This is a genomic window from Pseudomonas sp. GW822-FHT04H02 (assembly GCF_058800645.1).
The window spans coordinates 632,269-655,123 of the sequence record NZ_JBXAMM010000004.1 but is presented as its reverse complement, the minus strand read 5'-3'; the positions used below and the strand labels follow the sequence as shown (position 1 = coordinate 655,123).

Genomic DNA, 22,855 nt, shown 5'->3' with positions numbered 1-22,855 from the left:
CTTGGTAAAAAGGTTGACGCCGCGGACGTTTATTACCCAATGTGGGCCCTATTGGTTGTAACACCGTTTTGCCGATAGTCAAGTTGACCCGGCGGTCGGAGTTGAAATCCTTCCAGGGCGCCCCCACCACTGTATTTGCACAACTGACGAACCTTTCTTTCCATGCATGCAATCAGCCAGATTCGACTAACATTCAATCAGGATCGCCCGGACTTGCACGACGACGATTCCGCTGGCTTGGCAGTACAGGAGGCTAAGCCTGCTCTCCAGGCGCCGCCGATGTACAAGGTGGTTTTGTTCAACGATGACTACACGCCGATGGATTTCGTCGTCGAAGTGCTCGAGATGTTTTTTAACCTGAATCGCGAGCTGGCGACCAAGGTCATGCTGGCCGTCCATACCGAAGGGCGGGCAGTGTGTGGATTGTTTACCCGCGACATCGCCGAGACCAAGGCCATGCAGGTCAACCAGTACGCCCGGGAAAGCCAGCATCCGCTACTCTGTGAAATCGAGAAGGACGGTTAACGCCGACCACTTGGGTATGAGGTGAAGCTATGTTAAACCGCGAGCTCGAAGTCACCCTCAATCTCGCCTTCAAGGAGGCCCGTTCGAAGCGTCATGAGTTCATGACCGTCGAGCATCTCCTGTTGGCTCTTTTGGATAATGAGGCCGCCGCCACCGTTTTACGTGCCTGCGGAGCAAACCTCGACAAACTCAAGCACGACCTGCAGGAGTTCATCGACTCCACAACGCCGCTGATTCCCGTGCACGACGAGGATCGCGAAACTCAGCCAACCCTGGGTTTCCAGCGTGTATTGCAACGTGCTGTCTTTCACGTACAGAGCTCGGGCAAGCGTGAAGTCACCGGTGCCAATGTGCTGGTGGCAATCTTCAGTGAGCAAGAGAGCCAGGCGGTGTTCCTGCTGAAACAGCAGAGCGTTGCCCGTATCGACGTGGTCAACTACATCGCCCATGGCATCTCCAAGGTGCCCGGGCATGGCGATCATTCTGAAGGTGAGCAGGATATGCAGGACGAAGAGGGTGGTGAGTCGTCTTCTTCGGGCAATCCTCTGGATGCCTATGCCAGCAACCTCAATGAGCTGGCCCGTCAGGGCCGCATTGATCCGTTGGTAGGGCGCGAGCAGGAAGTCGAGCGCGTAGCGCAGATCCTGGCGCGCCGGCGCAAGAACAACCCGCTGCTGGTGGGTGAGGCAGGCGTGGGCAAGACCGCGATTGCCGAGGGCCTGGCCAAGCGCATCGTCGACAATCAAGTGCCGGACCTGCTGGTCAACAGCGTCGTCTACTCGCTGGATCTCGGGGCGTTGCTGGCCGGTACCAAATACCGCGGCGATTTCGAGAAGCGCTTCAAGGCGCTGCTGGGCGAACTGAAAAAACGCCCTCAGGCGATCCTGTTCATCGACGAAATCCACACCATCATCGGTGCCGGTGCGGCCTCCGGTGGGGTGATGGACGCCTCGAACCTGCTCAAGCCGCTGCTGTCCTCGGGTGATATCCGTTGCATCGGCTCGACTACCTTCCAGGAGTTCCGTGGCATTTTCGAGAAGGACCGGGCCTTGGCGCGGCGCTTCCAGAAAGTCGATGTGTCCGAGCCCTCGGTTGAAGACACCATTGGCATCCTGCGCGGCCTCAAGGGGCGTTTCGAGCAGCATCACAGTATCGAATACAGTGATGAAGCCCTGCGTGCCGCTGCAGAATTGGCCTCTCGCTATATCAATGACCGGCATATGCCGGACAAGGCCATCGACGTCATCGACGAGGCAGGAGCCTATCAGCGCCTGCAGCCGGCGGAGAAGCGCGTGAAGCGCATCGAAGTGGCCCAGGTCGAAGACATCGTGGCGAAAATCGCGCGGATTCCACCAAAACACGTCACCAGTTCCGATAAAGAGCTGCTGCGCAATCTCGAGCGCGATCTCAAGCTGACGGTGTTTGGCCAGGATGCGGCGATCGATTCGCTGTCCACCGCGATCAAGCTGTCCCGTGCAGGCCTGAAATCGCCGGACAAACCGGTCGGTTCCTTCCTGTTCGCCGGTCCTACCGGTGTCGGCAAGACCGAAGCGGCGCGGCAGTTGGCCAAGGCCATGGGGATCGAGCTGGTACGCTTCGACATGTCCGAGTACATGGAGCGGCACACCGTCTCGCGCTTGATTGGTGCGCCTCCCGGCTATGTCGGTTTCGACCAGGGTGGCTTGCTGACCGAGGCCATCACCAAGCAGCCGCATTGCGTATTGCTGCTCGATGAAATCGAGAAGGCCCACCCGGAAGTCTTCAACCTGCTGCTGCAGGTGATGGACCACGGGACCCTGACCGACAACAACGGGCGCAAGGCGGATTTCCGCAATGTGATCGTCATCATGACCACCAACGCCGGTGCTGAAACCGCGGCGCGAGCCTCCATCGGCTTCACGCATCAGGATCACTCTTCCGATGCCATGGAAGTGATCAAGAAGAGCTTCACGCCGGAGTTCCGCAACCGTCTGGACACCATTATCCAGTTCGGTCGCCTGAGCCACGAAGTGATCAAGAGCGTGGTGGACAAGTTCCTTACCGAGCTTCAGGCGCAGCTGGAAGACAAGCGCGTGCAGCTGGAAGTGACCGATGCCGCTCGCAGCTGGCTGGCCGCCGGTGGTTACGACGTGACCATGGGCGCCCGTCCGATGGCGCGCTTGATCCAGGACAAGATCAAGCGTCCCTTGGCCGAGGAGATCCTGTTTGGCGAGCTGTCCGACCATGGCGGTGTGGTCCACATCGACATCAAGGATGGCGAGCTGACCTTCGATTTCGAGACCACGGCGGAAATGGCTTGATCGCCGCATAACACAGCAGTACAGCCAAAGGCACCGGGAGGTGCCTTTGTGCTATCTGGCGTTTGAAACGTTTTTTTGCAGACGAACAAAAACGCCCGGCATAACCGGGCGTCTTGTATTGACTTGCTTAGCGAGCGCGGTAAGTGATGCGCCCTTTGCTCAAGTCATAGGGCGTCAGCTCGACGCGCACTTTGTCACCGGTAAGAATACGAATGTAGTTCTTGCGCATCTTGCCGGAAATATGCGCGGTTACGACGTGCCCATTTTCCAACTCCACACGAAACATGGTGTTGGGCAGGGTGTCGACGACAGTGCCTTCCATTTCGAAGCTGTCTTCTTTCGACATGCAGTAAAGCCCTCGGTGTCCAATGAATGGCCCGGTGCAACTGCGCCAGGCAAAAGCGGCGTGCATTGTGCCCGAAAAGTGGGGTTTAAGCCAAGACCTTCTAGTTGAGGATCACCCATCTCTGGTTAACCAGCAGCTCTATGGGGCGATATTGGGTCTTGTAGTTCATCTTTTTGCAGTTCTTGATCCAGTAGCCGAGGTACACCGCATCTAGCCCGAGGCGCAGGGTTTCGCCGATTTGCCAAAGGATCGCAAAGCGCCCGAGGCTGCGGCGCTCTTCGTCGGGTTCATAGAAGGTGTAGACCGCCGACAGGCCATTGGGCAGCAGGTCGGTGACCGCCACGGCCAGCAGGCGGCCGTCCAGGCGGAACTCGTAGAAGCGCGAGAAGGGCAGGTCTCGAACCAGGAAGGTCGAGAACTGGTCGCGGCTTGGGGGAAACATGTCGCCATCGGCGTGGCGTTGCTCGATGTAGCGCTGGTAGAGGTCGAAATACTCTTCGCTGAAGCAGGGTTTGGCCGCGTGTACGGTCAGGTCGCTGTTGCGTTTTAGAATGCGCTTTTGCTGGCGGCTGGGCAGGAACTGTGTAGCAGGAATGCGCGCCGGCACGCAGGCGTTGCAGTTCTGGCAGTGGGGGCGATACAGATGATCGCCGCTGCGCCGAAAGCCCATTTCCGACAGATCCGCGTAGACATGCACGTCCATGGGCTGGCTGGGATCGAGGAACAGAGTGGTCGCCTGTTCGTCGGGCAGGTAGCTGCAAGAGTGGGGTTGGGTGGCATAGAACTTCAGGCGCGCCAACTCGGTCATGAGTCAACCCTCGGAATAAGCTTTGCAATTAAGTGTAAGCCACCCCCGGCAAACCCGCCTAGGAAACCCATATGGCGCGGCTCGGCAGGTCCAGGTGGTGTTTCAGGTAATTCGCGAACTCTGGCCGGGAAATGGATCGGGCGCCGAGGCTGTGCAGGTGTTCGGTGGGCATCTGGCAGTCGATCAGCACAAATCCCCACGCCTTCAAGCGTTCCACCAGAGTGGCAAAGCCGAATTTCGAGGCATTGTCGGCGCGGCTGAACATCGACTCGCCGAAAAACAGCTGCCCCATGGCCAGTCCATACAAGCCGCCCACCAGCACTCCCTGATCCCAGACTTCCACCGAATGGGCGTAGCCGCGTTGATGCAGTTGCAGGTAGGCGCGTTGCATCGCTTCGCTGATCCAGGTGCCGTCGGCATAGGCGCGAGGCGCTGCACAGGCGCTGATGACTGCGGCAAAGTCCCGATCGAAGGTCACCTGATAGCGTTGTTTGCGCAACAGTTTGCCCAGGCTGCGGGAGACATGCAGTTCGTCCGGGAATAACACTGTGCGCGGATCGGGGGACCACCAGAGAATCGGCTGGCCTTCGGAAAACCAGGGAAAGCAGCCGTGACGATAGGCCTGGATCAGGCGGTCGGCAGACAAGTCTCCGCCCGCGGCCAGCAAGCCATTGGGCTCGCGCATGGCCTTTTCCAGCGGCGGGAAGTCGAGTGTGTTGCGTTGTAACCAGGTCAGCATGGTATCCAGACTTGCGGCAGGGGAGGGCGGTGGCGAGCCATTGCGGGCCCGCCACAAGCGTAGGGCGAGGGCTTAGTTGTCGTCGAGGAATTTTTCCGCATCCAGCGCTGCCATGCAGCCGGCGCCGGCCGAAGTGATGGCCTGGCGATAGACGTGGTCGGCCACGTCGCCGGCGGCAAATACGCCCTGGATGCCGGTGGCCGTGGCATTGCCTTCGCTGCCGCCACGCACCAGCAGGTAGCCGTCGCGCATCTCCAGTTGGCCCTGGAACAGATCGGTATTGGGCTTGTGGCCGATGGCGATAAACACCCCGGCCAGTGCCAGATCCTTGGTTTCTCCGCTGTGGCTGTCCTTGAGGCGGGCGCCGGTCACGCCGCTGGCATCGCCCAGCACTTCCTCCAGGTGCTGGTTCCAGTGCAGGCGGATATTGCCATTGGCGGCCTTGTCGAACAGCTTGTCCTGGAGAATCTTCTCGGCCCGCAGCTTGTCGCGGCGATGCACCAGGTGCACTTCTTTGGCGATGTTCGACAGGTACAGTGCTTCCTCCACGGCGGTGTTGCCGCCGCCCACCACGGCCACCACCTGATTGCGGTAGAAGAAGCCATCGCAGGTGGCGCAGGCGGAAACCCCCTTGCCGGCAAAGGCTTCTTCGGAGGGCAGGCCCAGGTATTGCGCCGAGGCGCCGGTGGCGATGATCAGCGCGTCGCAACTGTAGGTGCCGCTGTCGCCGATGAGGATAAACGGCCGCTGCTGCAACTGTGCGGTGTGGATGTGGTCATAGACGATCTCGGTGTCGAAGCGTTCGGCGTGTCTCTGCATCCGCTCCATCAGCACCGGGCCGGTCAAGCCTTCGACATCGCCGGGCCAGTTGTCGACTTCGGTGGTGGTGGTCAGTTGGCCGCCGGCTTGCAAACCGGTGATCACCGTCGGTTTGAGGTTGGCCCGAGCGGCATAGACGGCAGCGCTGTAACCGGCAGGGCCAGAGCCCAGAATGATCAGGCGTGAATGCTTCGCATCGTTCATAAAAACACCTCATAAGCCTTTGTCACAAAAGAGAATGCATGCTCCAATTGAACAGTGCGTAACAGGCCGTTGACTATCCTGGTCGGAGGGTTCCGACGTGGCATGGCGTGAACAAACCCGTACAATACGACGCTGTACCGGGTTTATTCAGAATTGCACTGTTTCAGAAGCAAGGGGCAGAGTGTTAAAAGTAGCCCCAGTTACGCCGGTCAACTTTATTTACCTGCTCGGATTGAGCAGTATCTTGTAGTCAATCACCCGTTGGACGCGCCCTTGGCGCAGGAAAAGACGCGTTTTGAAGAAATCCACCGCAGCACCTAAACCTGTTGTTCCGCTCTGGCGTCAACAATTGCACTACCGGCTCAAGGAAGGTGCGTTGATCGCCATTGGCGCCCTGTGCCTGTTCTTGATGATGGCACTTCTGACCTATGGGAAAGATGATCCGGGCTGGAGTCATAACAGCAAGATTGAAGACGTGCAGAACTTCGGTGGCCCGGCCGGTTCCTACAGCGCCGATATCCTGTTTATGGTGTTGGGTTACTTCGCCTATATCTTCCCGCTGCTGTTGGCGATCAAGACGTACCAGATCTTCCGCCAGCGCCATGAGCCCTGGCAGTGGAGCGGCTGGCTGTTTTCCTGGCGGCTGATCGGCCTGGTGTTCCTGGTGCTGTCGGGCGCCGCGCTGGCCCATATCCATTTCCATGCCGCCACGGGCCTGCCGGCCGGTGCCGGTGGCGCCCTGGGCGAAAGCCTGGGCGACCTGGCCAAGAATGCCCTGAACGTGCAGGGCAGCACCCTGATGTTCATTGCCCTGTTCCTGTTCGGCCTGACGGTGTTCACCGACCTGTCGTGGTTCAAGGTGATGGACGTGACCGGCAAGATCACCCTCGACCTGTTCGAACTGTTCCAGGGCGCCGCCAACCGCTGGTGGGATGCGCGCGTGGAGCGCAAGCAACTGGTGGCGCAATTGCGCGAAGTGGATGCCCGGGTCGATGAAGTCGTGACCCCGAACGTGGCCGACAAGCGCGAGCAGGCCAAGGTCAAGGAGCGCCTTATCGAGCGCGAGCAGGCCCTGAGCAAGCACATGTCCGAGCGCGAAAAGCAGGTGCCGCCAGTGATCACGCCGATCGCCACCAAGGCGCCGGAGCCCAGCAAGCGCGTGCAGAAAGAGAAACAGGTGCCGCTGTTCGTCGACAGCGCGGTGGAAGGCACCTTGCCACCGATCTCGATCCTCGACCCGGCAGAAAAGAAACAGCTGAACTATTCCCCCGAATCCCTGGCGGCGGTTGGCCACCTGCTGGAAATCAAGCTCAAGGAGTTCGGCGTCGAAGTCTCGGTGGATTCGATCCACCCGGGGCCGGTGATTACCCGTTACGAAATCCAGCCGGCGGCAGGGGTGAAAGTCAGCCGGATCGCCAACCTGGCCAAGGACCTGGCGCGTTCCCTGGCCGTGACCAGTGTTCGCGTAGTGGAAGTGATTCCCGGCAAGACCACCGTGGGCATCGAGATTCCCAACGAAGACCGGCAGATCGTGCGCTTCTCCGAAGTGCTCTCGACCCCGGAATACGACAACTTCAAATCCCCGGTCACCCTGGCCCTGGGCCACGATATCGGCGGCAAGCCGATCATCACCGACCTTGCGAAAATGCCTCACCTGCTGGTGGCCGGTACCACTGGCTCCGGTAAGTCGGTGGGGGTCAACGCGATGATCCTGTCGATCCTGTTCAAGTCCGGCCCGGAAGACGCCAAGCTGATCATGATCGACCCGAAGATGCTCGAACTGTCGATCTACGAGGGCATTCCGCATCTGCTGTGCCCGGTGGTGACCGACATGAAGGACGCGGCCAACGCCCTGCGCTGGAGCGTGGCGGAGATGGAGCGGCGCTACAAGCTCATGGCCAAGATGGGCGTGCGCAACCTCTCGGGCTTCAACGCCAAGGTCAAGGAAGCGATTGAAGCAGGTACCCCGCTGGCCGACCCGCTGTACAACCGCGAAAGCATCCACGACGAAGCGCCGCTGCTGACCAAGCTGCCGACCATCGTGGTGGTGGTGGACGAATTCGCCGACATGATGATGATCGTCGGCAAGAAGGTTGAGGAACTGATCGCCCGTATCGCCCAGAAGGCCCGTGCCGCCGGTATCCACCTGATTCTCGCCACCCAGCGCCCATCGGTAGACGTGATCACCGGCCTGATCAAGGCCAACATCCCGACCCGCATGGCGTTCCAGGTGTCGAGCAAGATCGACTCGCGGACCATCATCGACCAGGGCGGTGCCGAACAATTGCTGGGCCACGGTGACATGCTCTACATGCCGCCGGGCACCAGCCTGCCGATCCGCGTCCACGGCGCCTTCGTTTCTGATGATGAAGTGCACCGCGTGGTGGAGGCCTGGAAGCTGCGCGGTGCGCCGGAATACAACGACGACATCCTCAACGGTGTCGAAGAGGCGGGCAGTGGTTTCGAAGGTAGCAGCGGCGGGGGTGACGGCGATGATCCGGAAGCCGACGCGCTCTACGACGAAGCCGTGCAGTTCGTCCTGGAAAGCCGCCGGGCCTCGATCTCTGCGGTACAGCGCAAGCTGAAGATTGGCTATAACCGCGCCGCCCGGATGATCGAAGCCATGGAAATGGCCGGGGTGGTGACGGCGATGAACACCAACGGCTCCCGCGAAGTGCTGGCGCCGGGCCCGACGCGCGACTGATCCCTGTTTCGCTTGCAGCGGCGTGAAGTCACGCCGCTCGTATACCCATCCAATTAATGAGGAATTCCATGCGCCTGATTCGCATGTTGCTGCTGCCGGTATTGGCTGTGACCACCTTGTCGGCCCACGCCGACCCCAAAGACGTGGCGCGCCTGACCCAGTTGCTGGAAAAGTCCCAGACCCTGACCGCGCGTTTCTCCCAGCTGACCCTGGATGGCAGCGGCACCCAGTTGCAGGAAACCGCCGGCGAGATGTCCCTGCAGCGCCCGGGCCTGTTCTACTGGCACACCGATGCGCCACAAGAACAGCTGATGGTTTCCGACGGCCAGAAAGTCTCCCTGTGGGACCCGGACCTGGAGCAGGTGACCATCAAGAAGCTTGACCAGCGCCTGACCCAGACCCCGGCCCTGTTGCTCTCCGGTGACGTGTCGAAAATCAGCGAAAGCTTCGACATCACCTCCAAGGAAGCCGGCGGCGTGATGGACTTCACCCTCAAGCCGAAAACCCGCGACACCCTGTTCGACAGCCTGCGCCTGTCGTTTCGCAACGGCATGATCAACGACATGCAGTTGATCGACAGCGTTGGCCAGCGCACCAATATCCTGTTCACCGGGGTCAAGGCCAACGAAGCCATCCCGGCGTCCAAGTTCAAGTTCGACATCCCCAAGGGTGCCGATGTGATCCAAGAGTAAGCAGCCGCAACCGCAAGGTTTCGAAGGTAGTCCATGGACCTGTTTCGTAGTGCCCCGATTGCCCAGCCACTGGCCGCACGCCTGCGTGCGACCAACCTGGACGAGTACGTTGGCCAGCAGCACCTGTTGGCCCGGGGCAAGCCGCTGCGCGAGGCCCTGGAGCAGGGCGCGCTGCATTCGATGATCTTCTGGGGCCCGCCCGGGGTCGGCAAGACCACCCTGGCGCGGCTGTTGGCGGAAGTCTCGGATGCCCACTTCGAAACCGTCTCGGCGGTGCTGGCCGGGGTCAAGGAGATCCGCCAGGCGGTGGAAATCGCCAAGCAGCAGGCCGGGCAATACGGTCGGCGAACCATCCTGTTTGTCGACGAAGTGCACCGCTTCAACAAATCGCAGCAGGATGCCTTCCTGCCCTACGTGGAAGACGGCACGCTGATCTTTATCGGCGCCACCACGGAAAACCCCTCCTTCGAGCTCAACAACGCCTTGCTCTCCCGAGCGCGGGTCTATGTGCTCAAGAGCCTGGATGAAGCGGCCCTGGGCACCCTGGTACAGCGCGCCCTGACCGAGGAGCGGGGGCTGGGCAAGCGCCAGCTGAGCCTCAGCGATGAAGGCTTCCAGATGCTGCTGTCGGCCGCCGATGGCGATGGCCGGCGCATGCTCAACCTGCTGGAAAACGCCTCGGATCTGGCGGAGGACGGCGGCGAGATCGGCGTCGATTTGCTGCAAAGCCTGCTGGGGGATACCCGCCGCCGTTTCGACAAGGGCGGCGAGGCGTTCTATGACCAGATTTCCGCGTTGCACAAATCCGTGCGCGGCTCCAACCCTGACGGCGCCCTGTACTGGTTTGCACGCATGCTCGATGGCGGTTGCGATCCGCTGTACCTGGCCCGGCGCGTGGTGCGCATGGCCAGCGAGGACATCGGCAACGCCGACCCGCGGGCCCTGAGCCTGTGCCTGGCGGCCTGGGATGTGCAGGAGCGCCTGGGCAGCCCCGAAGGCGAGCTGGCAGTGGCCCAGGCCATCACCTACCTGGCCTGTGCGCCGAAGAGCAACGCCGTGTACATGGGCTTCAAGGCCGCCATTCGCGCTGCTGCCGAGCACGGCTCGCTGGAAGTGCCGATCCACCTGCGCAATGCCCCGACCAAGCTGATGAAGCAACTGGGCTACGGCGACGAATACCGCTACGCCCATGACGAGCCGGATGCCTACGCCGCCGGTGAAGACTATTTCCCCGAAGAACTCGAACCCTTGCCGCTCTATCAACCGGTGCCCCGTGGCCTGGAACTGAAGATCGGCGAGAAGCTCAAGCACCTGGCCGCCCTGGACCGGGCCAGCCCCTTGCAGCGGAGAAAACCTTGATCCCCCTGATCCTCGCAGTCTCCGCCGGCGGTGTGGCTGGCACCCTGTTGCGCTTTGCCACCGGCAACTGGATCAACGCCAATTGGCCGCGGCACTTCTATACCGCGACGCTGGCCGTTAATATCGTGGGCTGCCTGCTGATCGGCGTGTTGTACGGGCTGTTCCTGGTCCGTCCGGAAGTGCCGATCGAAGTGCGTGCCGGATTGATAGTGGGCTTCCTCGGTGGCCTGACGACTTTTTCATCCTTTTCACTGGATACCGTGCGTCTGCTGGAAAGCGGACAAGTGGCGCTGGCCCTGGGCTACGCGGCACTGAGTGTATTCGGCGGGCTGCTTGCTACCTGGGCCGGCCTGTCCTTGACCAAACTTTGATAAACGAGAGAACGACATGCTCGATTCCAAACTGTTACGTAGCAACCTCCAGGACGTAGCGGATCGTCTGGCATCCCGCGGCTTTGCCCTGGATGTGGCACGCATCGAAGCGCTGGAAGAACAGCGCAAGACCGTGCAGACCCGCACCGAGCAACTGCAGGCTGAACGTAACGCGCGCTCCAAGTCCATCGGCCAGGCCAAGCAACGCGGCGAAGACATCGCCCCGCTGATGGCCGACGTTGAGCGCATGGGGAACGAGCTGAGCTCCGGCAAGGCGGAGCTGGAAAACATCCAGAGCGAACTGGATTCGATCCTGTTCGGCATTCCCAACCTGCCCCACGAGTCGGTGCCGGTGGGCGAAGACGAAGACGGCAACGTCGAAGTGCGCCGCTGGGGCACTCCGACCGCCTTCGATTTCCCGATCAAGGACCACGTGGCCCTGGGCGAAACCCACGGCTGGCTGGACTTTGAAACCGCGGCCAAGCTGTCCGGCGCGCGCTTCGCCTTGCTGCGCGGCCCGATTGCCCGTCTGCACCGCGCCCTGGCGCAGTTCATGATCAACCTGCACACCGGCGAGCACGGCTACGAAGAGGCCTACACCCCGTACCTGGTGCAGGCTCCGGCGCTGGTGGGCACCAGCCAGTTGCCGAAGTTCGAGGAAGACCTGTTCAAGATCACTCGCGAAGGCGAAGCCGATCTGTACCTGATCCCGACCGCTGAAGTGTCGCTGACCAACATCGTCGCTGGCGAGATTCTCGACGCCAAGCAACTGCCGCTGAAGTTCGTCGCCCACACGCCGTGCTTCCGTAGTGAAGCCGGTGCCTCGGGCCGTGACACTCGCGGCATGATCCGCCAGCACCAGTTCGACAAGGTCGAAATGGTCCAGGTGGTCGAGCCGTCGACCTCCATGGAAGCCCTGGAAGGCCTGACCGCCAACGCCGAGAAAGTCCTGCAACTGCTGCAACTGCCGTACCGCGTACTGGCCCTGTGCACCGGCGACATGGGCTTCAGCGCGGTCAAGACCTACGACCTGGAAGTCTGGGTACCGAGCCAGGACAAGTACCGCGAGATCTCCTCGTGCTCCAACTGTGGCGACTTCCAGGCCCGCCGCATGCAGGCGCGCTTCCGCAACCCGGAAACCGGCAAGCCTGAGCTGGTGCACACCCTCAACGGTTCCGGCCTGGCCGTGGGCCGCACCCTGGTGGCGGTGCTGGAGAACTACCAGCAGGCCGACGGTTCGATCCGTGTGCCGGATGTGCTGAAGCCGTACATGGGTGGCCTTGAGGTCATCGGCTAAATGGAATATCTGCCGCTGTTTCACAACCTTCGCGGCAGTCGTGTGTTGGTGGTCGGCGGAGGGGAGATTGCCTTGCGCAAATCCCGTCTGCTGGCCGATGCCGGTGCGCAGCTGCGAGTGGTCGCACCTGAAATAGAAGCGCAATTGCAGGAACTGATCGTCGCCAGCGGCGGTGAGTCCCTGTTGCGCGGGTATGTCGAGGCGGACCTCGACGGCTGCACCCTGATCATCGCCGCCACCGACGACGAATCCCTGAATGCCCAGGTCTCCGCCGATGCCCATCGGCGTTGCGTGCCGGTCAATGTGGTGGACGCGCCGGCCCTGTGCAGCGTGATCTTCCCGGCCATCGTCGACCGTTCGCCGCTGGTCATCGCAGTCTCCAGTGGCGGCGATGCGCCGGTGCTGGCGCGGCTGATCCGGGCCAAGCTGGAAACCTGGATTCCTTCCACCTACGGCCAATTGGCCGGGTTGGCGGCGCGTTTCCGCGCCCAGGTCAAAGGCCTGTTTCCGGATGTGCAGCAGCGCCGGGCGTTCTGGGAGGATGTATTCCAGGGCCCCATCGCCGATCGCCAGCTGGCGGGGCAGGGCGCGGAAGCCGAACGTCTGTTGCAGGCCAAGATCGCCGGCAAGGCGCCCCATGCGCCGGGCGAGGTGTATCTGGTGGGCGCAGGCCCGGGTGATCCGGACCTGCTGACCTTCCGCGCCCTGCGCCTGATGCAGCAGGCCGACGTGGTGCTCTACGACCGCCTGGTGGCACCGGCGATTCTCGAGCTGTGCCGCCGCGACGCCGAACGCATCTACGTCGGCAAGCGTCGTGCCGATCACGCCGTGCCCCAGGAACAGATCAACCAGCAACTGGTGACCCTGGCCCAGCAAGGCAAGCGGGTGGTGCGCCTGAAGGGTGGTGATCCGTTCATCTTCGGCCGGGGCGGCGAAGAGATCGAAGAGCTGGCGGCCCACGGCATTCCGTTCCAGGTGGTGCCGGGGATTACCGCGGCCAGTGGTTGCTCGGCCTATGCCGGGATTCCCCTGACTCACCGTGACTACGCCCAGTCGGTGCGCTTCGTCACCGGCCATCTCAAGGACGGCACCAGCAACCTGCCCTGGAGCGACCTGGTGGCGCCGGCCCAGACCCTGGTGTTCTACATGGGCCTGGTGGGCTTGCCGACCATCTGCGAGCAACTGATCAAGCACGGTCGCGGCGCCGACACCCCGGCGGCGCTGGTTCAGCAGGGCACCACCAGCAACCAGCGTGTCTTCACCGGCACCCTGGGCAACCTGCCGGCCCTGGTGGCGGAACACGAAGTGCACGCCCCGACCTTGGTGATCGTTGGCGAAGTGGTCCAGCTACGCGAGAAGCTGGCCTGGTTCGAAGGCGCTCAGTCCGAGGTCTGAAAAGCTTCGCCGGCAAGCCGGCTCCTACACATTCCGCTGTTGTAGGAGCCGGCTTGCCGGCGAAAGCGTCCTCAACCCCTGCACCAAACCCCTTGCCCACTCAACCGCTGCCGATCATGTGCGCGGCTGAAGTCCTGTAACGGCCCCTTGGGCACAATGCCTGTCGGATTGATGGTGGTGTGGCTGGCGTAGTAGTGCCCCTTGATGTGGGTAAAGTCCACGGTCTGGGCAATCCCCGGCCACTGGTACAGCTCCCGCAGCCAGTTCGACAGGTTCGGGTAATCGGCAATCCGCCGCAGGTTGCACTTGAAGTGGCTGTAGTACACCGCATCGAAGCGGATCAGGGTGGTGAACAGCCGCACATCGGCTTCGGTCAGGTACTCGCCGGCCAGGTAGCGCTGCGTGCCGAGCAGGGCCTCCAGCGCATCCAGTTCGGCGAAGACATCATCGAACGCCGTCTCATAAGCCTTTTGCGAGGTGGCGAACCCGGCGCGGTACACACCGTTGTTCAGTGCCGGATAGATGCGCCCGTTGAGCTCATCGACCTTGCTGCGCAAGGGTTGCGGATAGAAGTCCAGGGTATTGCCCGTCAAGCCGTCGAAGGCGCTGTTGAACATGCGGATGATTTCCGCCGATTCGTTGCTGACGATGCATTGGCGCTGTTTGTCCCACAGCACCGGTACGGTAACGCGGCCGGTGTAGTCCGCGGTGTCGGCGGTGTAGCGCTGATGCATGAAGTCGAAGTGGTCCAGGGGGTCGCCGCTGGAGCCGTAGGCGATGTCGAAGGTCCAGCCGTTCTCGCGCATCAGCCAGCTGACCACCGAGACGTCGATCAGCTTTTCCAGACCCTTGAGCTTGCGCAGGATCAGCGTGCGGTGGGCCCAGGGGCAGGCCAGGGACACATAAAGGTGGTAGCGCCCGGCCTCGGCGGCGAAGCCGCCTTCACCGCTGGGGCCGGGGCGGCCATCGGCAGTGACCCAGTTGCGACGTTGCGCCTGTTCTCGTTGGAAGGCGCCGTCCTTGCCGCTTTCGTACCACTGGTCATGCCAGCGCCCTTCGATCAGCAGACCCATGAAATGCTCCTCGGCTGTTTTGCGTTGGAGTGCAGTCTATGCCCCTGGGTTCGAACAAAAAGCGCAAAGCATGGGCGGTTTTGATCGATTAAATCGATCTGTCCCGGGCATCCCAGTATTGCTGGGCCAGGGCGAAGGCTTGCTCCCGGGGCGTGCCCAGGCCGCGCAAGGCCAGGGCCATGGTGGCCAGCAGGGCCAGTTGCGGGTAGCTGTCTTCTACATCGCCGCGCCACAGCGCCTTGAGGTGCTCGGGTTCCAGGCTCGCAGGTTTTACATGGCGTTGTGCCGACAGTGCCGGCCATTCCTCGTCCCAACTGACGCCACCGGTGCTGCCGTACAGATGGCTGGCGGTGTCCGGGTTGATCTCGATCTCGCCGCCATCGCCCTTGATCACGATGACGTTGTCCCCCAGCAGGCCGCTGGCATCGCGGTGCACTGCCTGGTAGCCGGGGTGGAAGATGCTCTGCAGGCCGCAGCGGGCGCCCAGGGGGTTGAGGATTCGCGCCAGGGAATGGATCGGTGAGCGCAGGCCGAGGATGTTGCGCAGGTCGATCATGCGCTGCAGTTGCGGCGCCCAGTCCCCCAGGGGCATGAAGGCCAGGTTGCCCTGGTCCAGTGCCTGGCCGACCGCCTGCCAGTCACGGCACAGGGGAATCCCCAGGGGTTCCAGCAATTGTTCGGTGTACAAGCGCCCGGCGGTGTGGGCGCCGCCACCGTGGAGCAGGATGCGCACGCCGTTCTGTGCCAGGCACTTGGCCGCCAGCAGGTACCAGGGCAGGTGGCGCTTCTTGCCGGCGTAGGTCGGCCAGTCGAGGTCCAGGGCAATCGCCGGGGCGTTCAGGCGTTCGCGCAAGGCTTCGGTGAAGCCCGCCAGCTCTTGCGGGCTTTCTTCCTTGTGCCGCAGCAGCATGAGGAAGGCGCCCAGTTGGGTGTCCTCGACCTTGCCGTCCAGCAGCATGCCCATGGCTTCCCGGGCTTCCTCGCGAGTCAGGTTGCGCGCGCCGCGCTTGCCCTTGCCGAGAATCCGCACGAATTGGGCGAAAGGGTGTTCTTCCGGGGTCTGGGTGAGCAGGGGGGCGAAATCGTTCATAGGCAATTGGTCGGCTTGGGCAGGCCCGCCAGCTTGGCGGCAAGTTTGGCGGGAGTACCTTTGAACAGTCGGTTCAGGTGCAGGCTGTTGCCCTTGTCCGGGCCCAGCTTGAGGGCGGTGTACTTGATCAGCGGGCGGGTGGCCGGGGACAGCTGGAATTCCCTGTAGAAGCCCTGGAGCAGTTCGAGGATTTCCCAGTGTTCCGCGCTCAGCTCAAGCTCTTCGTTGGCGGCCAGGGCTTGCGCCACGTCAGCGGACCAGTCGTCGAGGTTGACCAGGTAGCCGTCCTTGTCCAGTTCGATGGCGCGAGCGCCCACGGTCAAGGTACTCATAGCCAGGTGTTGACCTTGTCATGCTGAAGGGACAGCTCGACGAAGCCCGGGTAATCCACCGCGCGGGCCCAGGCCGGCAGGGCCAGGCCGCGGGCGTTCAGGTCTTCTTCCAGCACGTACAGATTCAAGCCGCTACGGGTGCTCAGTTCGCTGCAAATGGCGCTGCCCGGTTGCAGGGCATAGGCGGCGTCGCCGCACAGCAGCAGGCCGTCGGCGCTGCCCAGCAGGCGCAGGCAACTGCTCAGGCGAGTGTCGGTAAAGGGCGAGTGGGACAACACATGCAAGGTCGACATCAGAGGGTAATCACCTGGTCAAAACGGTCGATGATCCCGGCCAGTTCCGGGGCGTCCAGCAGCTGTACATCGTCAAGACTCAAGCTCGCCGGGTCGAGGCCGCGGGCAGCGAGGCTGGCGCTGCAGGCAAACAGTTCGTCGACGCCGAACAGCGACAGCGCCTGCAGGTTGGCGCTCAGGTCTTTCTGGCGCAGCAGCGAGGCCTGTTGCCCGGGCGCCAGTTGCAGCACGCCATCATCGAGAAACAGCAGGCCGATGGGCAGGTCGAAGGCCCCGCCGGCCAGGACGATATCCAGCGCTTCCCGGGCGCCGGGGCCGGACCACGGCGCCTGACGGCTGATCAACAACAGGGATTTGGCCATCTCACGCCCCTCCAAAACAGATCAGGCGGTCGGCGGCCTGTACCGCGTCATGCAATTGCCCGAGCCCCGACAGCTCCCAGGGGGCCTCTACGCTCACCGACGTGCGTTGGTAGCGCTGGGCTTCGTCGGCATTCAACACACCCCGACGCAGGGCCGCGGCGATGCACACCACGCCGTCCAGTTGATGCTGGCCGACAAACTCGCGCCATTCCCGAGGCAGGTCCTGTTCGTCCTGGGGCGTGACGATGCTGTTGGCGGCGTTGTACACGCCGTCCTGGTAGAAAAACAGCCTGACAATTTCATGCCCGCCCGCCAGCGCCGCCTGGGCGAACAGCAGGGCGCGGCGCGAGGAAGGCGCGTGGGCGGCAGAGAACAGGGCGATGGCGAACTTCATGACGGACTCGATGGATAAAACTGCGGCCATGATAAAGCTTTCTCCGAACATCGGCTAAACCCGTTTCGCCCCTGGGGCTCTGGTTCCAGGCATGCAGGACATATCGGGTAAAGCTTTGCCCGGCCCTAAACTGCGAAGCGAGGGATAGACTCGCGCCTTCATTCAACCGGGGACAAGGAGCAAGGGATGATGGATCTGAATTCGGCGGTGGTAGTGGTCACGGGGGCCGGAAGGGGCTTGGGGGCCGCGCTGGCCATCAGCCTGGCGGACCAGGGCTGCAAGCTGATTCTCTGTGGGCGCAACCCCGAGGCCCTGGCGCAGGTCAGCGCGGCCATCGAGGCGCGTACCGGCAGCCCCGCCGATCAGGTGGTGGTGGACCTGGCCAGCAGCGATAGCGTCAAGGCCGCCCTGGCTGAGATCCACGTCCGCCACCCGCAAGTGGACATCCTGATCAACAACGGCGCCATGTGGCTGGAGGCCAGCGAGCAGCCCCACAGCGCCGCTGAAGTCACCGGGGTGATCGACGCCGCACTGAGCGGCACCTTCCTCCTGACCCAGGGCCTGCTGCCGGTGCTCAAGGCTTCCAAGCGCCCGGACATCGTCACCATCGGCTCCATCAGCGGCTTGCCCAATGCACCGCTGCACAGCGTGTCGCTGCCGTTCTATGCGGCCAAGCACGGGCAACTGGCCCTGGCCGATGGCCTGCGGCAAATGCTCAAGGGCACGCCGGTGCGCTCGCTGTGCGTGCACCCGCCGTACCTGGAGGATGTCTCGCCGCTGGATGAGGCCTGGCAGCAGATTCCGGCGCGGCAGAAGGGCGAGCAGGGCACCAATCGTGATGTGGTGGAGGCCGTGATCTTCGCCCTGACCCGGCCGCGGCATATCAGCCTGTCGTCGATCGTGATCGATACCGACAGCGGCGGCCTGTTCAGCTGATAACCGTGCTCAATGTCAGCGGTTCTTGTAGCCCAGTTGCCAGCGGCGGGGGATCTTCAATGACGCCACACCCAGCAGCACGGCAAACAACCCGCTGACATACAGTGCCTTGAGCCCCAGGTGCTGTTCCAGCAAGGCGCCCAGCACCGCCCCGGCGAACATGCCGCTCCAGGGCACCAGTTGCACCCGCCAGCCGTTGCGCCGGTCGCCGAGCATCCAGCGCCCCAGGCCGCGGCCAAAGCGTGAGAGGGCGCCGGTGACGTAGGTCAGGCCGATGGGCAGGCCGTTCACTTCCTCCACCGCGGCGTTGAGCATGCCCATGGCAATGATGGCCGCCAGCAGGGCCGGCAGTTGCTGCTCGAAAGGCCAGGCAGCAGAGGCGCAGAGCAACGCGCCGATGCTCAGCAGCAAGGGCAGGGCACGGTGCCCGGCCAGGCGGCTGACCACCACGCCCAGGGCGTTACCGACGATAAAGGTCGCTACCAGGAGCAGCAGGCGCAGTACCAGGCCCGGTTCGCCATCGCTGATGGCTACGGCCATGCGCGTGGTGTTGCCGCTCATGAAGGAAACGAAATCCCCGGTGGCCATGAAGCCGATGGCGTCGGTCATCCCCGCCAGCACCGAAAGGCAGGCCACCAGCCCGAGGCCGACCCGTCCGCGCCATTTCTGCGTGTGCTGCAGGGCTGCGCTGGCCGATTGCGTGGAAGTCGAAGGCAACATCGTCGGTTCTCCTGAACAGGGACTGCGAGGGGCGCGTGCGGGTCAAGGCCGAGGGGCAAGGTGGTGCAGGGTGCAGTACTCGTCCCACGGCATGCCGGCCATCTCCGCCACTTCCCGGTGCACCTCAAGGCGCTGGACGTGGAATTCCTCGGGGCTGGCAGCGGTCAGTTGCAGGCTCAGTTCCCAGGCGAACAGCCCAAGGCGTTCGGCTTCGGCCTCGAAGGCTTCATGCAGGCGCTCGGCGCGATACTGCGCCGGGGTTTCGCCCCGGGCCCGGGCTTCCAGGGGGTTGAGGTTGTCCAGCTGTTCGCGCAGCTCGGGGCGCTGTTCGAGGAACGTGACCAAGGCCTGTTCATGCGGGTGTTGATCGATTGCCATGAAGACTCCCGGAAAAAGCGCCACGCCAGGGCGCAAGACTGAATGGGTTACGGCCGGATGCTCAAGGCAGGTTCGGCTGAGCGACCATCAAGCCACGCAGCCGCGCCAGATCCTTGCACGGGATGACATAGGTGCGCGCCAGCCGGTCGCCGATGCGCTGGCCGCGGCTTGATTCGCAGCAGATCAGCAGGGTCACCGGGCTGATGGCCGCTTCGAATGGGCGGGTCGCCGAGCGGATCAATACCTGCAACAGCGAGGGGGGCTGGCCGATGCCATTGATCACTTGCAGGCCGCAAAGGGCCTTGCCGGCGGTGTAGCCACGCCACAGGTATTCGTTGAGGGGAAAATACAGGCACCAGGTGGCCAGCAGGCACCAGGTGGAGAATTGCTCCATATCCGGGTATTGGAGGCGTTCGGCCAGTCGGCACAGGACAAACCACAGCAGCAGTACCAGCAGGCCGTCGACCAGATAAGCCAGAATGCGCCGGACGATCAGGCCGGCTCTCGATACTTCCATGCACTGCCCCAAAGACTACGCCCTGTATTGAGCGCCCTATTGTAAGGCCTAAAGCCCCTGCGGGGGCGAGGCTTCACAGGGATGTGAAAAAAACGTGAAAAATAATTAGAACCTTTTGCTTTTGGCTTCCCTCGAAAAGGCTCCTGCAGCATTTGCCTTATTCAAACAGGGAGATCTACACACGATGTCAAAGGTATTCGCAACCCTTCTGGCCAGCACCTCTGCAGCCACCTTGCTGGCCCTTTCCAGCAGCGCCATGGCCGCCCCGGCCACCGGGCCGATTTCCACCCTGGGTATCCTCGGTAGCTACAACGACTTCAAGCTCGAAGGCGGTAGTGAAAGCGACAAGGAGCACCTGGGTGAAGGGGGTGTGTTCTACAACTTCGGCAACAAGATGACCGCCGAATCGGGCCTGATCTACCAGGCCGGGGTCGAGGCCAAGTTCGGCAAGAAGCACGACAACAAGCTCAAGGAAGGCCAGGCCGACCTCGACCTGGGCTGGCGCGCCGCCCTGGATGCACGCAACTTTGTCGATGTGCTGGTGGGGGGTGGCTACACCTGGACCCGCTATGAGCCGGACACCGGCGACTACGACATGAAGCTCACCAACAAGTCGCCCTTCGCCAAGGCCGCCCTGGGCTACAACCACCAGTTCGACGACCTGACCATGCGCGTCGAGCTGGGGGCGCGCCACACCATCAACGGCAAGGCGCGGCTCAAGGTGGATGACGTCGGCAGCGACACCGTGGACCTCAAGGACCGCACCAACCCTTACGCCGAGGTGAATTTCTTGATGAACCAGAACGGCTCGCTGCCGGTCATGGCCGGGGTCTATTACACCCGCACCGAGTACAAGCTGGACGAAGATACGCCTGTGGCTGACAACACCAAGCTCAAGCGTAACGAGTATGGCTTCAAGGTGGGCCTGACCTTCTAAGGGTAGCCGCCCGTTCCAAGCTGCATGAGAGCCGCCGGTGCCCGTCTTTCGATGGGGCCGGCGGTTGTGCTTTCAGCTGACAATGGGGTGTTCGCGGCCGATCTCGCTGCGCAACTGGGCGATCAGGTGCAGGCAGTGGGTGAGGCCCGGCGAGGGCTCGCCGACGCGGCGGCTGAGGATGATCGGCGAGGTGGCCTCGGCCTCCAGTAGCGGGCAGAAGCCGATGTCGTCACGGTGCAGCACCTGCACCGAGGCCGGTACCAGGGTAATGCCGATGCCGGCGCCCACCAGGCCGATGGCGGTCTGCAGTTCATTGGTCCACTGGGCGATCTTCAGGTTCAGGCCGCGGGCGTTGAACAGCGCGATCACATGGTCGGCGTAGCTCGGGCGCGGGTTGGCCGGGTACAGCACGAAAGGCTCCTCCGCCAGTTGCGCCAGGCTTACCGGTTGCCCCAGCAGCGGGTGGCCGGCGGGCAGGGCGACCACCAGGCGGTCTTCGGTCAGCACCTTCTGCACGATGGCCGGGTCGTCGATATGGATACGCCCGAAGCCGATATCGATGCGCCCGGCCTTCAAGGCTTCCACCTGCTGCAGGGTAGTCATCTCCGACAGGCCCAGTTCCAGTTCCAGGGTGCCGTTGCTGCGCAGGCGGCGGATCAGTTGCGGCAGCACGCCGTACAGGGTCGAGGGGGCAAAGCCGATGCCCAGCCAGGTCTTGTGCCCCAGGCCGATGCGCCGGGTGTTGTCGCAGACCTTGCCCAACTGCTCCAGTACCCGGTTGGAATGCTCGTAGAAAAAACGCCCGGCGGCGGTCAGGCGCAGCGGTCGGCCACGCTCCAGCAGCAGCACCCCCAACTCGTCTTCCAGTTGCTGGATCTGCCGGCTCAACGGCGGCTGGGCGATGTGCAGGCGCTCGGCGGCGCGGGTGAAATTGAGGGTTTCCCCCAGCACCTGGAAATAGCGCAGATGACGCAGTTCCATGACAGCTCCCCAGTGGTGAAGTGCATACCTTAAAGGTATCAAGCCAGACCAATTCTATATTGGAACCCCGGAAAAAGCCGGGACAGAATCGCTGGCAGAACTTCAAGAACCTGATGGGTATGGAAATGCACGCTTCTGCCATTGAATCGATCGAGACGATCATCGTCGATCTGCCGACCATCCGCCCCCACAAGCTGGCCATGCACACCATGCAGAACCAGACCCTGGTGCTGATCCGCCTGCGCTGCGCCGACGGCATCGAAGGCCTGGGGGAATCCACCACCATCGGTGGCCTGGCCTATGGCAATGAAAGCCCGGACAGCATCAAGACCAATATCGACCGTTTCGTCGCGCCGCTGCTGATCGGCCAGGACGCCAGCAACATCAACGCCGCCATGCTGCGCCTGGAGCAGAGCATCCGCGGCAACACCTTCGCCAAATCCGGTATCGAAAGCGCCTTGCTCGACGCCCAGGGCAAGCGCCTCGGGCTGCCGGTCAGCGAACTGCTGGGCGGCCGGGTGCGCGATGCGCTGCCGGTGGCCTGGACCCTGGCCAGCGGCGACACCGCCAAGGACATCGCCGAAGCGCAGAAGATGCTCGACCTGCGCCGCCACCGCATCTTCAAGCTGAAGATCGGCGCCGGTGAAGTGGACCGCGACCTGGCCCACGTGATCGCCATCAAGAAGGCCCTGGGCGACAGCGCCAGCGTGCGGGTCGACGTCAACCAGGCCTGGGACGAAGCCGTGGCCCTGCGCGCCTGCCGCATCCTCGGCGGCAATGGCATCGACCTGATCGAACAACCGATTTCGCGCAACAACCGCGCCGGCATGGTGCGCCTGAATGCCAGCAGCCCGGCGCCGATCATGGCCGACGAATCCATCGAGTGCGTGGAAGACGCCTTCAACCTGGCCCGGGAAGGGGCGGCCTCGGTATTCGCCCTGAAGATCGCCAAGAACGGCGGCCCTCGCGCCACCCTGCGCACCGCGGCGATTGCCGAGGCGGCGGGCATCGGACTGTACGGCGGCACCATGCTCGAGGGCGGCATCGGCACCCTGGCCTCGGCCCACGCCTTCCTGACCCTGAACAAACTGAGCTGGGACACCGAACTGTTCGGCCCGCTGCTGCTGACCGAGGACATCCTCGCCGAGCCGCCGGTGTACCGGGATTTCCACCTGCATGTCTCAAAGGCACCGGGCCTTGGCCTGAGCCTGGACGAAGAGCGCCTGGCGTTCTTCCGTCGCGACAAAACCACCCCCGTGCTGCATCACACCTGAGGAGGGCTG

The 22,855-nt window shown here is 62.9% G+C and carries 25 protein-coding genes; 11 read left to right on the top strand and 14 right to left on the bottom strand.

The genetic code is table 11. From position 1 onward, the window contains the following. Nucleotides 1–162: 162 nt before the first annotated feature. Nucleotides 163–525 (top strand): ATP-dependent Clp protease adapter ClpS, encoded by a 363-nt coding sequence (gene clpS / locus AC1RMG_RS20405; protein WP_011062173.1) that lies wholly within the window; start codon nucleotides 163–165, stop codon nucleotides 523–525. A gap of 29 nt (nucleotides 526–554) precedes the next feature. Further along, nucleotides 555–2,825, top strand: coding sequence for an ATP-dependent Clp protease ATP-binding subunit ClpA (gene clpA, locus AC1RMG_RS20400; RefSeq protein WP_011062172.1), 2,271 nt, complete (start codon nucleotides 555–557; stop codon nucleotides 2,823–2,825). Between the two features lie 127 nt (nucleotides 2,826–2,952). Here clpA and infA read toward each other — a convergent pair whose 3' ends face one another. The 4 genes from infA to trxB form a co-directional block, all read right to left on the bottom strand. Continuing rightward, nucleotides 2,953–3,171, bottom strand: a complete 219-nt coding sequence (gene infA / locus AC1RMG_RS20395; RefSeq protein ID WP_002553999.1) for a translation initiation factor IF-1 — start codon at nucleotides 3,169–3,171, stop codon at nucleotides 2,953–2,955. 100 nt (nucleotides 3,172–3,271) lie between these two features. After that, entirely contained in the window at nucleotides 3,272–3,979 is a 708-nt protein-coding gene (locus AC1RMG_RS20390; RefSeq protein WP_015636288.1) for an arginyltransferase, read from the bottom strand. A gap of 58 nt (nucleotides 3,980–4,037) precedes the next feature. Next, a complete protein-coding gene (gene aat / locus AC1RMG_RS20385; protein ID WP_053152680.1) occupies nucleotides 4,038–4,718 on the bottom strand; it encodes a leucyl/phenylalanyl-tRNA--protein transferase in 681 nt (226 codons plus the stop codon). 72 nt (nucleotides 4,719–4,790) lie between these two features. Then, entirely contained in the window at nucleotides 4,791–5,741 is a 951-nt protein-coding gene (gene trxB, locus AC1RMG_RS20380; RefSeq protein WP_015636286.1) for a thioredoxin-disulfide reductase, read from the bottom strand. Nucleotides 5,742–6,036: 295 nt separating this feature from the next. Between trxB and AC1RMG_RS20375 the strand changes: the two genes are divergently transcribed. From AC1RMG_RS20375 to cysG, 6 genes are all read left to right on the top strand, one after another. Continuing rightward, complete coding sequence (locus AC1RMG_RS20375; protein WP_015636285.1) at nucleotides 6,037–8,445, top strand: DNA translocase FtsK; 2,409 nt, start codon at nucleotides 6,037–6,039, stop codon at nucleotides 8,443–8,445. A gap of 68 nt (nucleotides 8,446–8,513) precedes the next feature. Beyond that, nucleotides 8,514–9,137, top strand: coding sequence for an outer membrane lipoprotein periplasmic chaperone LolA (gene lolA, locus AC1RMG_RS20370; RefSeq protein ID WP_011062167.1), 624 nt, complete (start codon nucleotides 8,514–8,516; stop codon nucleotides 9,135–9,137). Between the two features lie 33 nt (nucleotides 9,138–9,170). Beyond that, nucleotides 9,171–10,496: a replication-associated recombination protein A gene (locus AC1RMG_RS20365; protein ID WP_053159439.1), complete on the top strand. Its 1,326-nt coding sequence runs from the start codon at nucleotides 9,171–9,173 to the stop codon at nucleotides 10,494–10,496. Continuing rightward, the gene (crcB, locus tag AC1RMG_RS20360; RefSeq protein WP_011062165.1) at nucleotides 10,493–10,867 is read left to right on the top strand and encodes a fluoride efflux transporter CrcB; all 375 of its coding nucleotides are present in this window, start codon (nucleotides 10,493–10,495) and stop codon (nucleotides 10,865–10,867) included. The genes AC1RMG_RS20365 and crcB overlap by 4 nt, the downstream gene beginning before the upstream one ends. Before the next feature lie 16 nt (nucleotides 10,868–10,883). Beyond that, entirely contained in the window at nucleotides 10,884–12,164 is a 1,281-nt protein-coding gene (gene serS / locus AC1RMG_RS20355; RefSeq protein WP_011062164.1) for a serine--tRNA ligase, read from the top strand. Further along, entirely contained in the window at nucleotides 12,165–13,559 is a 1,395-nt protein-coding gene (gene cysG / locus AC1RMG_RS20350) for a siroheme synthase CysG (RefSeq protein ID WP_011062163.1), read from the top strand. 71 nt (nucleotides 13,560–13,630) lie between these two features. Here cysG and AC1RMG_RS20345 read toward each other — a convergent pair whose 3' ends face one another. The 6 genes from AC1RMG_RS20345 to tusD all read right to left on the bottom strand — a co-directional run bounded on the left by AC1RMG_RS20345 (nucleotide 13,631) and on the right by tusD (nucleotide 17,103). Then, a complete protein-coding gene (locus AC1RMG_RS20345) occupies nucleotides 13,631–14,632 on the bottom strand; it encodes a glutathione S-transferase family protein (RefSeq protein WP_493170095.1) in 1,002 nt (333 codons plus the stop codon). 88 nt (nucleotides 14,633–14,720) lie between these two features. After that, nucleotides 14,721–15,722: a glycosyl transferase family protein gene (locus AC1RMG_RS20340; RefSeq protein ID WP_011062161.1), complete on the bottom strand. Its 1,002-nt coding sequence runs from the start codon at nucleotides 15,720–15,722 to the stop codon at nucleotides 14,721–14,723. Then, nucleotides 15,719–16,054, bottom strand: a complete 336-nt coding sequence (locus AC1RMG_RS20335; protein WP_011062160.1) for a TusE/DsrC/DsvC family sulfur relay protein — start codon at nucleotides 16,052–16,054, stop codon at nucleotides 15,719–15,721. The genes AC1RMG_RS20340 and AC1RMG_RS20335 overlap by 4 nt, the downstream gene beginning before the upstream one ends. Next, nucleotides 16,051–16,347: a sulfurtransferase complex subunit TusB gene (gene tusB / locus AC1RMG_RS20330; RefSeq protein ID WP_065363243.1), complete on the bottom strand. Its 297-nt coding sequence runs from the start codon at nucleotides 16,345–16,347 to the stop codon at nucleotides 16,051–16,053. The genes AC1RMG_RS20335 and tusB overlap by 4 nt, the downstream gene beginning before the upstream one ends. After that, the gene (gene tusC, locus AC1RMG_RS20325) at nucleotides 16,347–16,709 is read right to left on the bottom strand and encodes a sulfurtransferase complex subunit TusC (protein ID WP_015636278.1); all 363 of its coding nucleotides are present in this window, start codon (nucleotides 16,707–16,709) and stop codon (nucleotides 16,347–16,349) included. The genes tusB and tusC overlap by 1 nt, the downstream gene beginning before the upstream one ends. A 1-nt stretch (nucleotide 16,710) precedes the next feature. Beyond that, entirely contained in the window at nucleotides 16,711–17,103 is a 393-nt protein-coding gene (gene tusD / locus AC1RMG_RS20320) for a sulfurtransferase complex subunit TusD (protein WP_019092899.1), read from the bottom strand. Nucleotides 17,104–17,289: 186 nt separating this feature from the next. Between tusD and AC1RMG_RS20315 the strand changes: the two genes are divergently transcribed. Beyond that, nucleotides 17,290–18,039: an SDR family oxidoreductase gene (locus AC1RMG_RS20315; RefSeq protein ID WP_011062156.1), complete on the top strand. Its 750-nt coding sequence runs from the start codon at nucleotides 17,290–17,292 to the stop codon at nucleotides 18,037–18,039. A 15-nt stretch (nucleotides 18,040–18,054) separates the two neighbouring features. Here the strand turns inward: AC1RMG_RS20315 and AC1RMG_RS20310 are convergent, their stop codons facing one another. The 3 genes from AC1RMG_RS20310 to AC1RMG_RS20300 form a co-directional block, all read right to left on the bottom strand. After that, on the bottom strand, nucleotides 18,055–18,759 hold the full coding sequence (locus AC1RMG_RS20310; protein WP_011062155.1) for a YoaK family protein: 705 nt from the start codon (nucleotides 18,757–18,759) through the stop codon (nucleotides 18,055–18,057). Between the two features lie 42 nt (nucleotides 18,760–18,801). Next, nucleotides 18,802–19,137 (bottom strand): DUF6388 family protein, encoded by a 336-nt coding sequence (locus tag AC1RMG_RS20305; protein WP_492575052.1) that lies wholly within the window; start codon nucleotides 19,135–19,137, stop codon nucleotides 18,802–18,804. 61 nt (nucleotides 19,138–19,198) lie between these two features. Then, the gene (locus tag AC1RMG_RS20300; RefSeq protein WP_053159422.1) at nucleotides 19,199–19,654 is read right to left on the bottom strand and encodes an RDD family protein; all 456 of its coding nucleotides are present in this window, start codon (nucleotides 19,652–19,654) and stop codon (nucleotides 19,199–19,201) included. A gap of 184 nt (nucleotides 19,655–19,838) precedes the next feature. On the opposite strand from AC1RMG_RS20300, the gene AC1RMG_RS20295 reads away from it, so the two are divergent. Continuing rightward, nucleotides 19,839–20,591, top strand: a complete 753-nt coding sequence (locus tag AC1RMG_RS20295) for an outer membrane beta-barrel protein (protein WP_011062152.1) — start codon at nucleotides 19,839–19,841, stop codon at nucleotides 20,589–20,591. Between the two features lie 72 nt (nucleotides 20,592–20,663). Here AC1RMG_RS20295 and AC1RMG_RS20290 read toward each other — a convergent pair whose 3' ends face one another. After that, complete coding sequence (locus AC1RMG_RS20290; RefSeq protein ID WP_370059368.1) at nucleotides 20,664–21,572, bottom strand: LysR family transcriptional regulator; 909 nt, start codon at nucleotides 21,570–21,572, stop codon at nucleotides 20,664–20,666. Between the two features lie 125 nt (nucleotides 21,573–21,697). Here AC1RMG_RS20290 and AC1RMG_RS20285 point away from each other — a divergent pair, with 125 nt between their 5' ends. After that, the gene (locus AC1RMG_RS20285; RefSeq protein ID WP_011062150.1) at nucleotides 21,698–22,846 is read left to right on the top strand and encodes a muconate cycloisomerase family protein; all 1,149 of its coding nucleotides are present in this window, start codon (nucleotides 21,698–21,700) and stop codon (nucleotides 22,844–22,846) included. Nucleotides 22,847–22,855 lie beyond the last annotated feature (9 nt).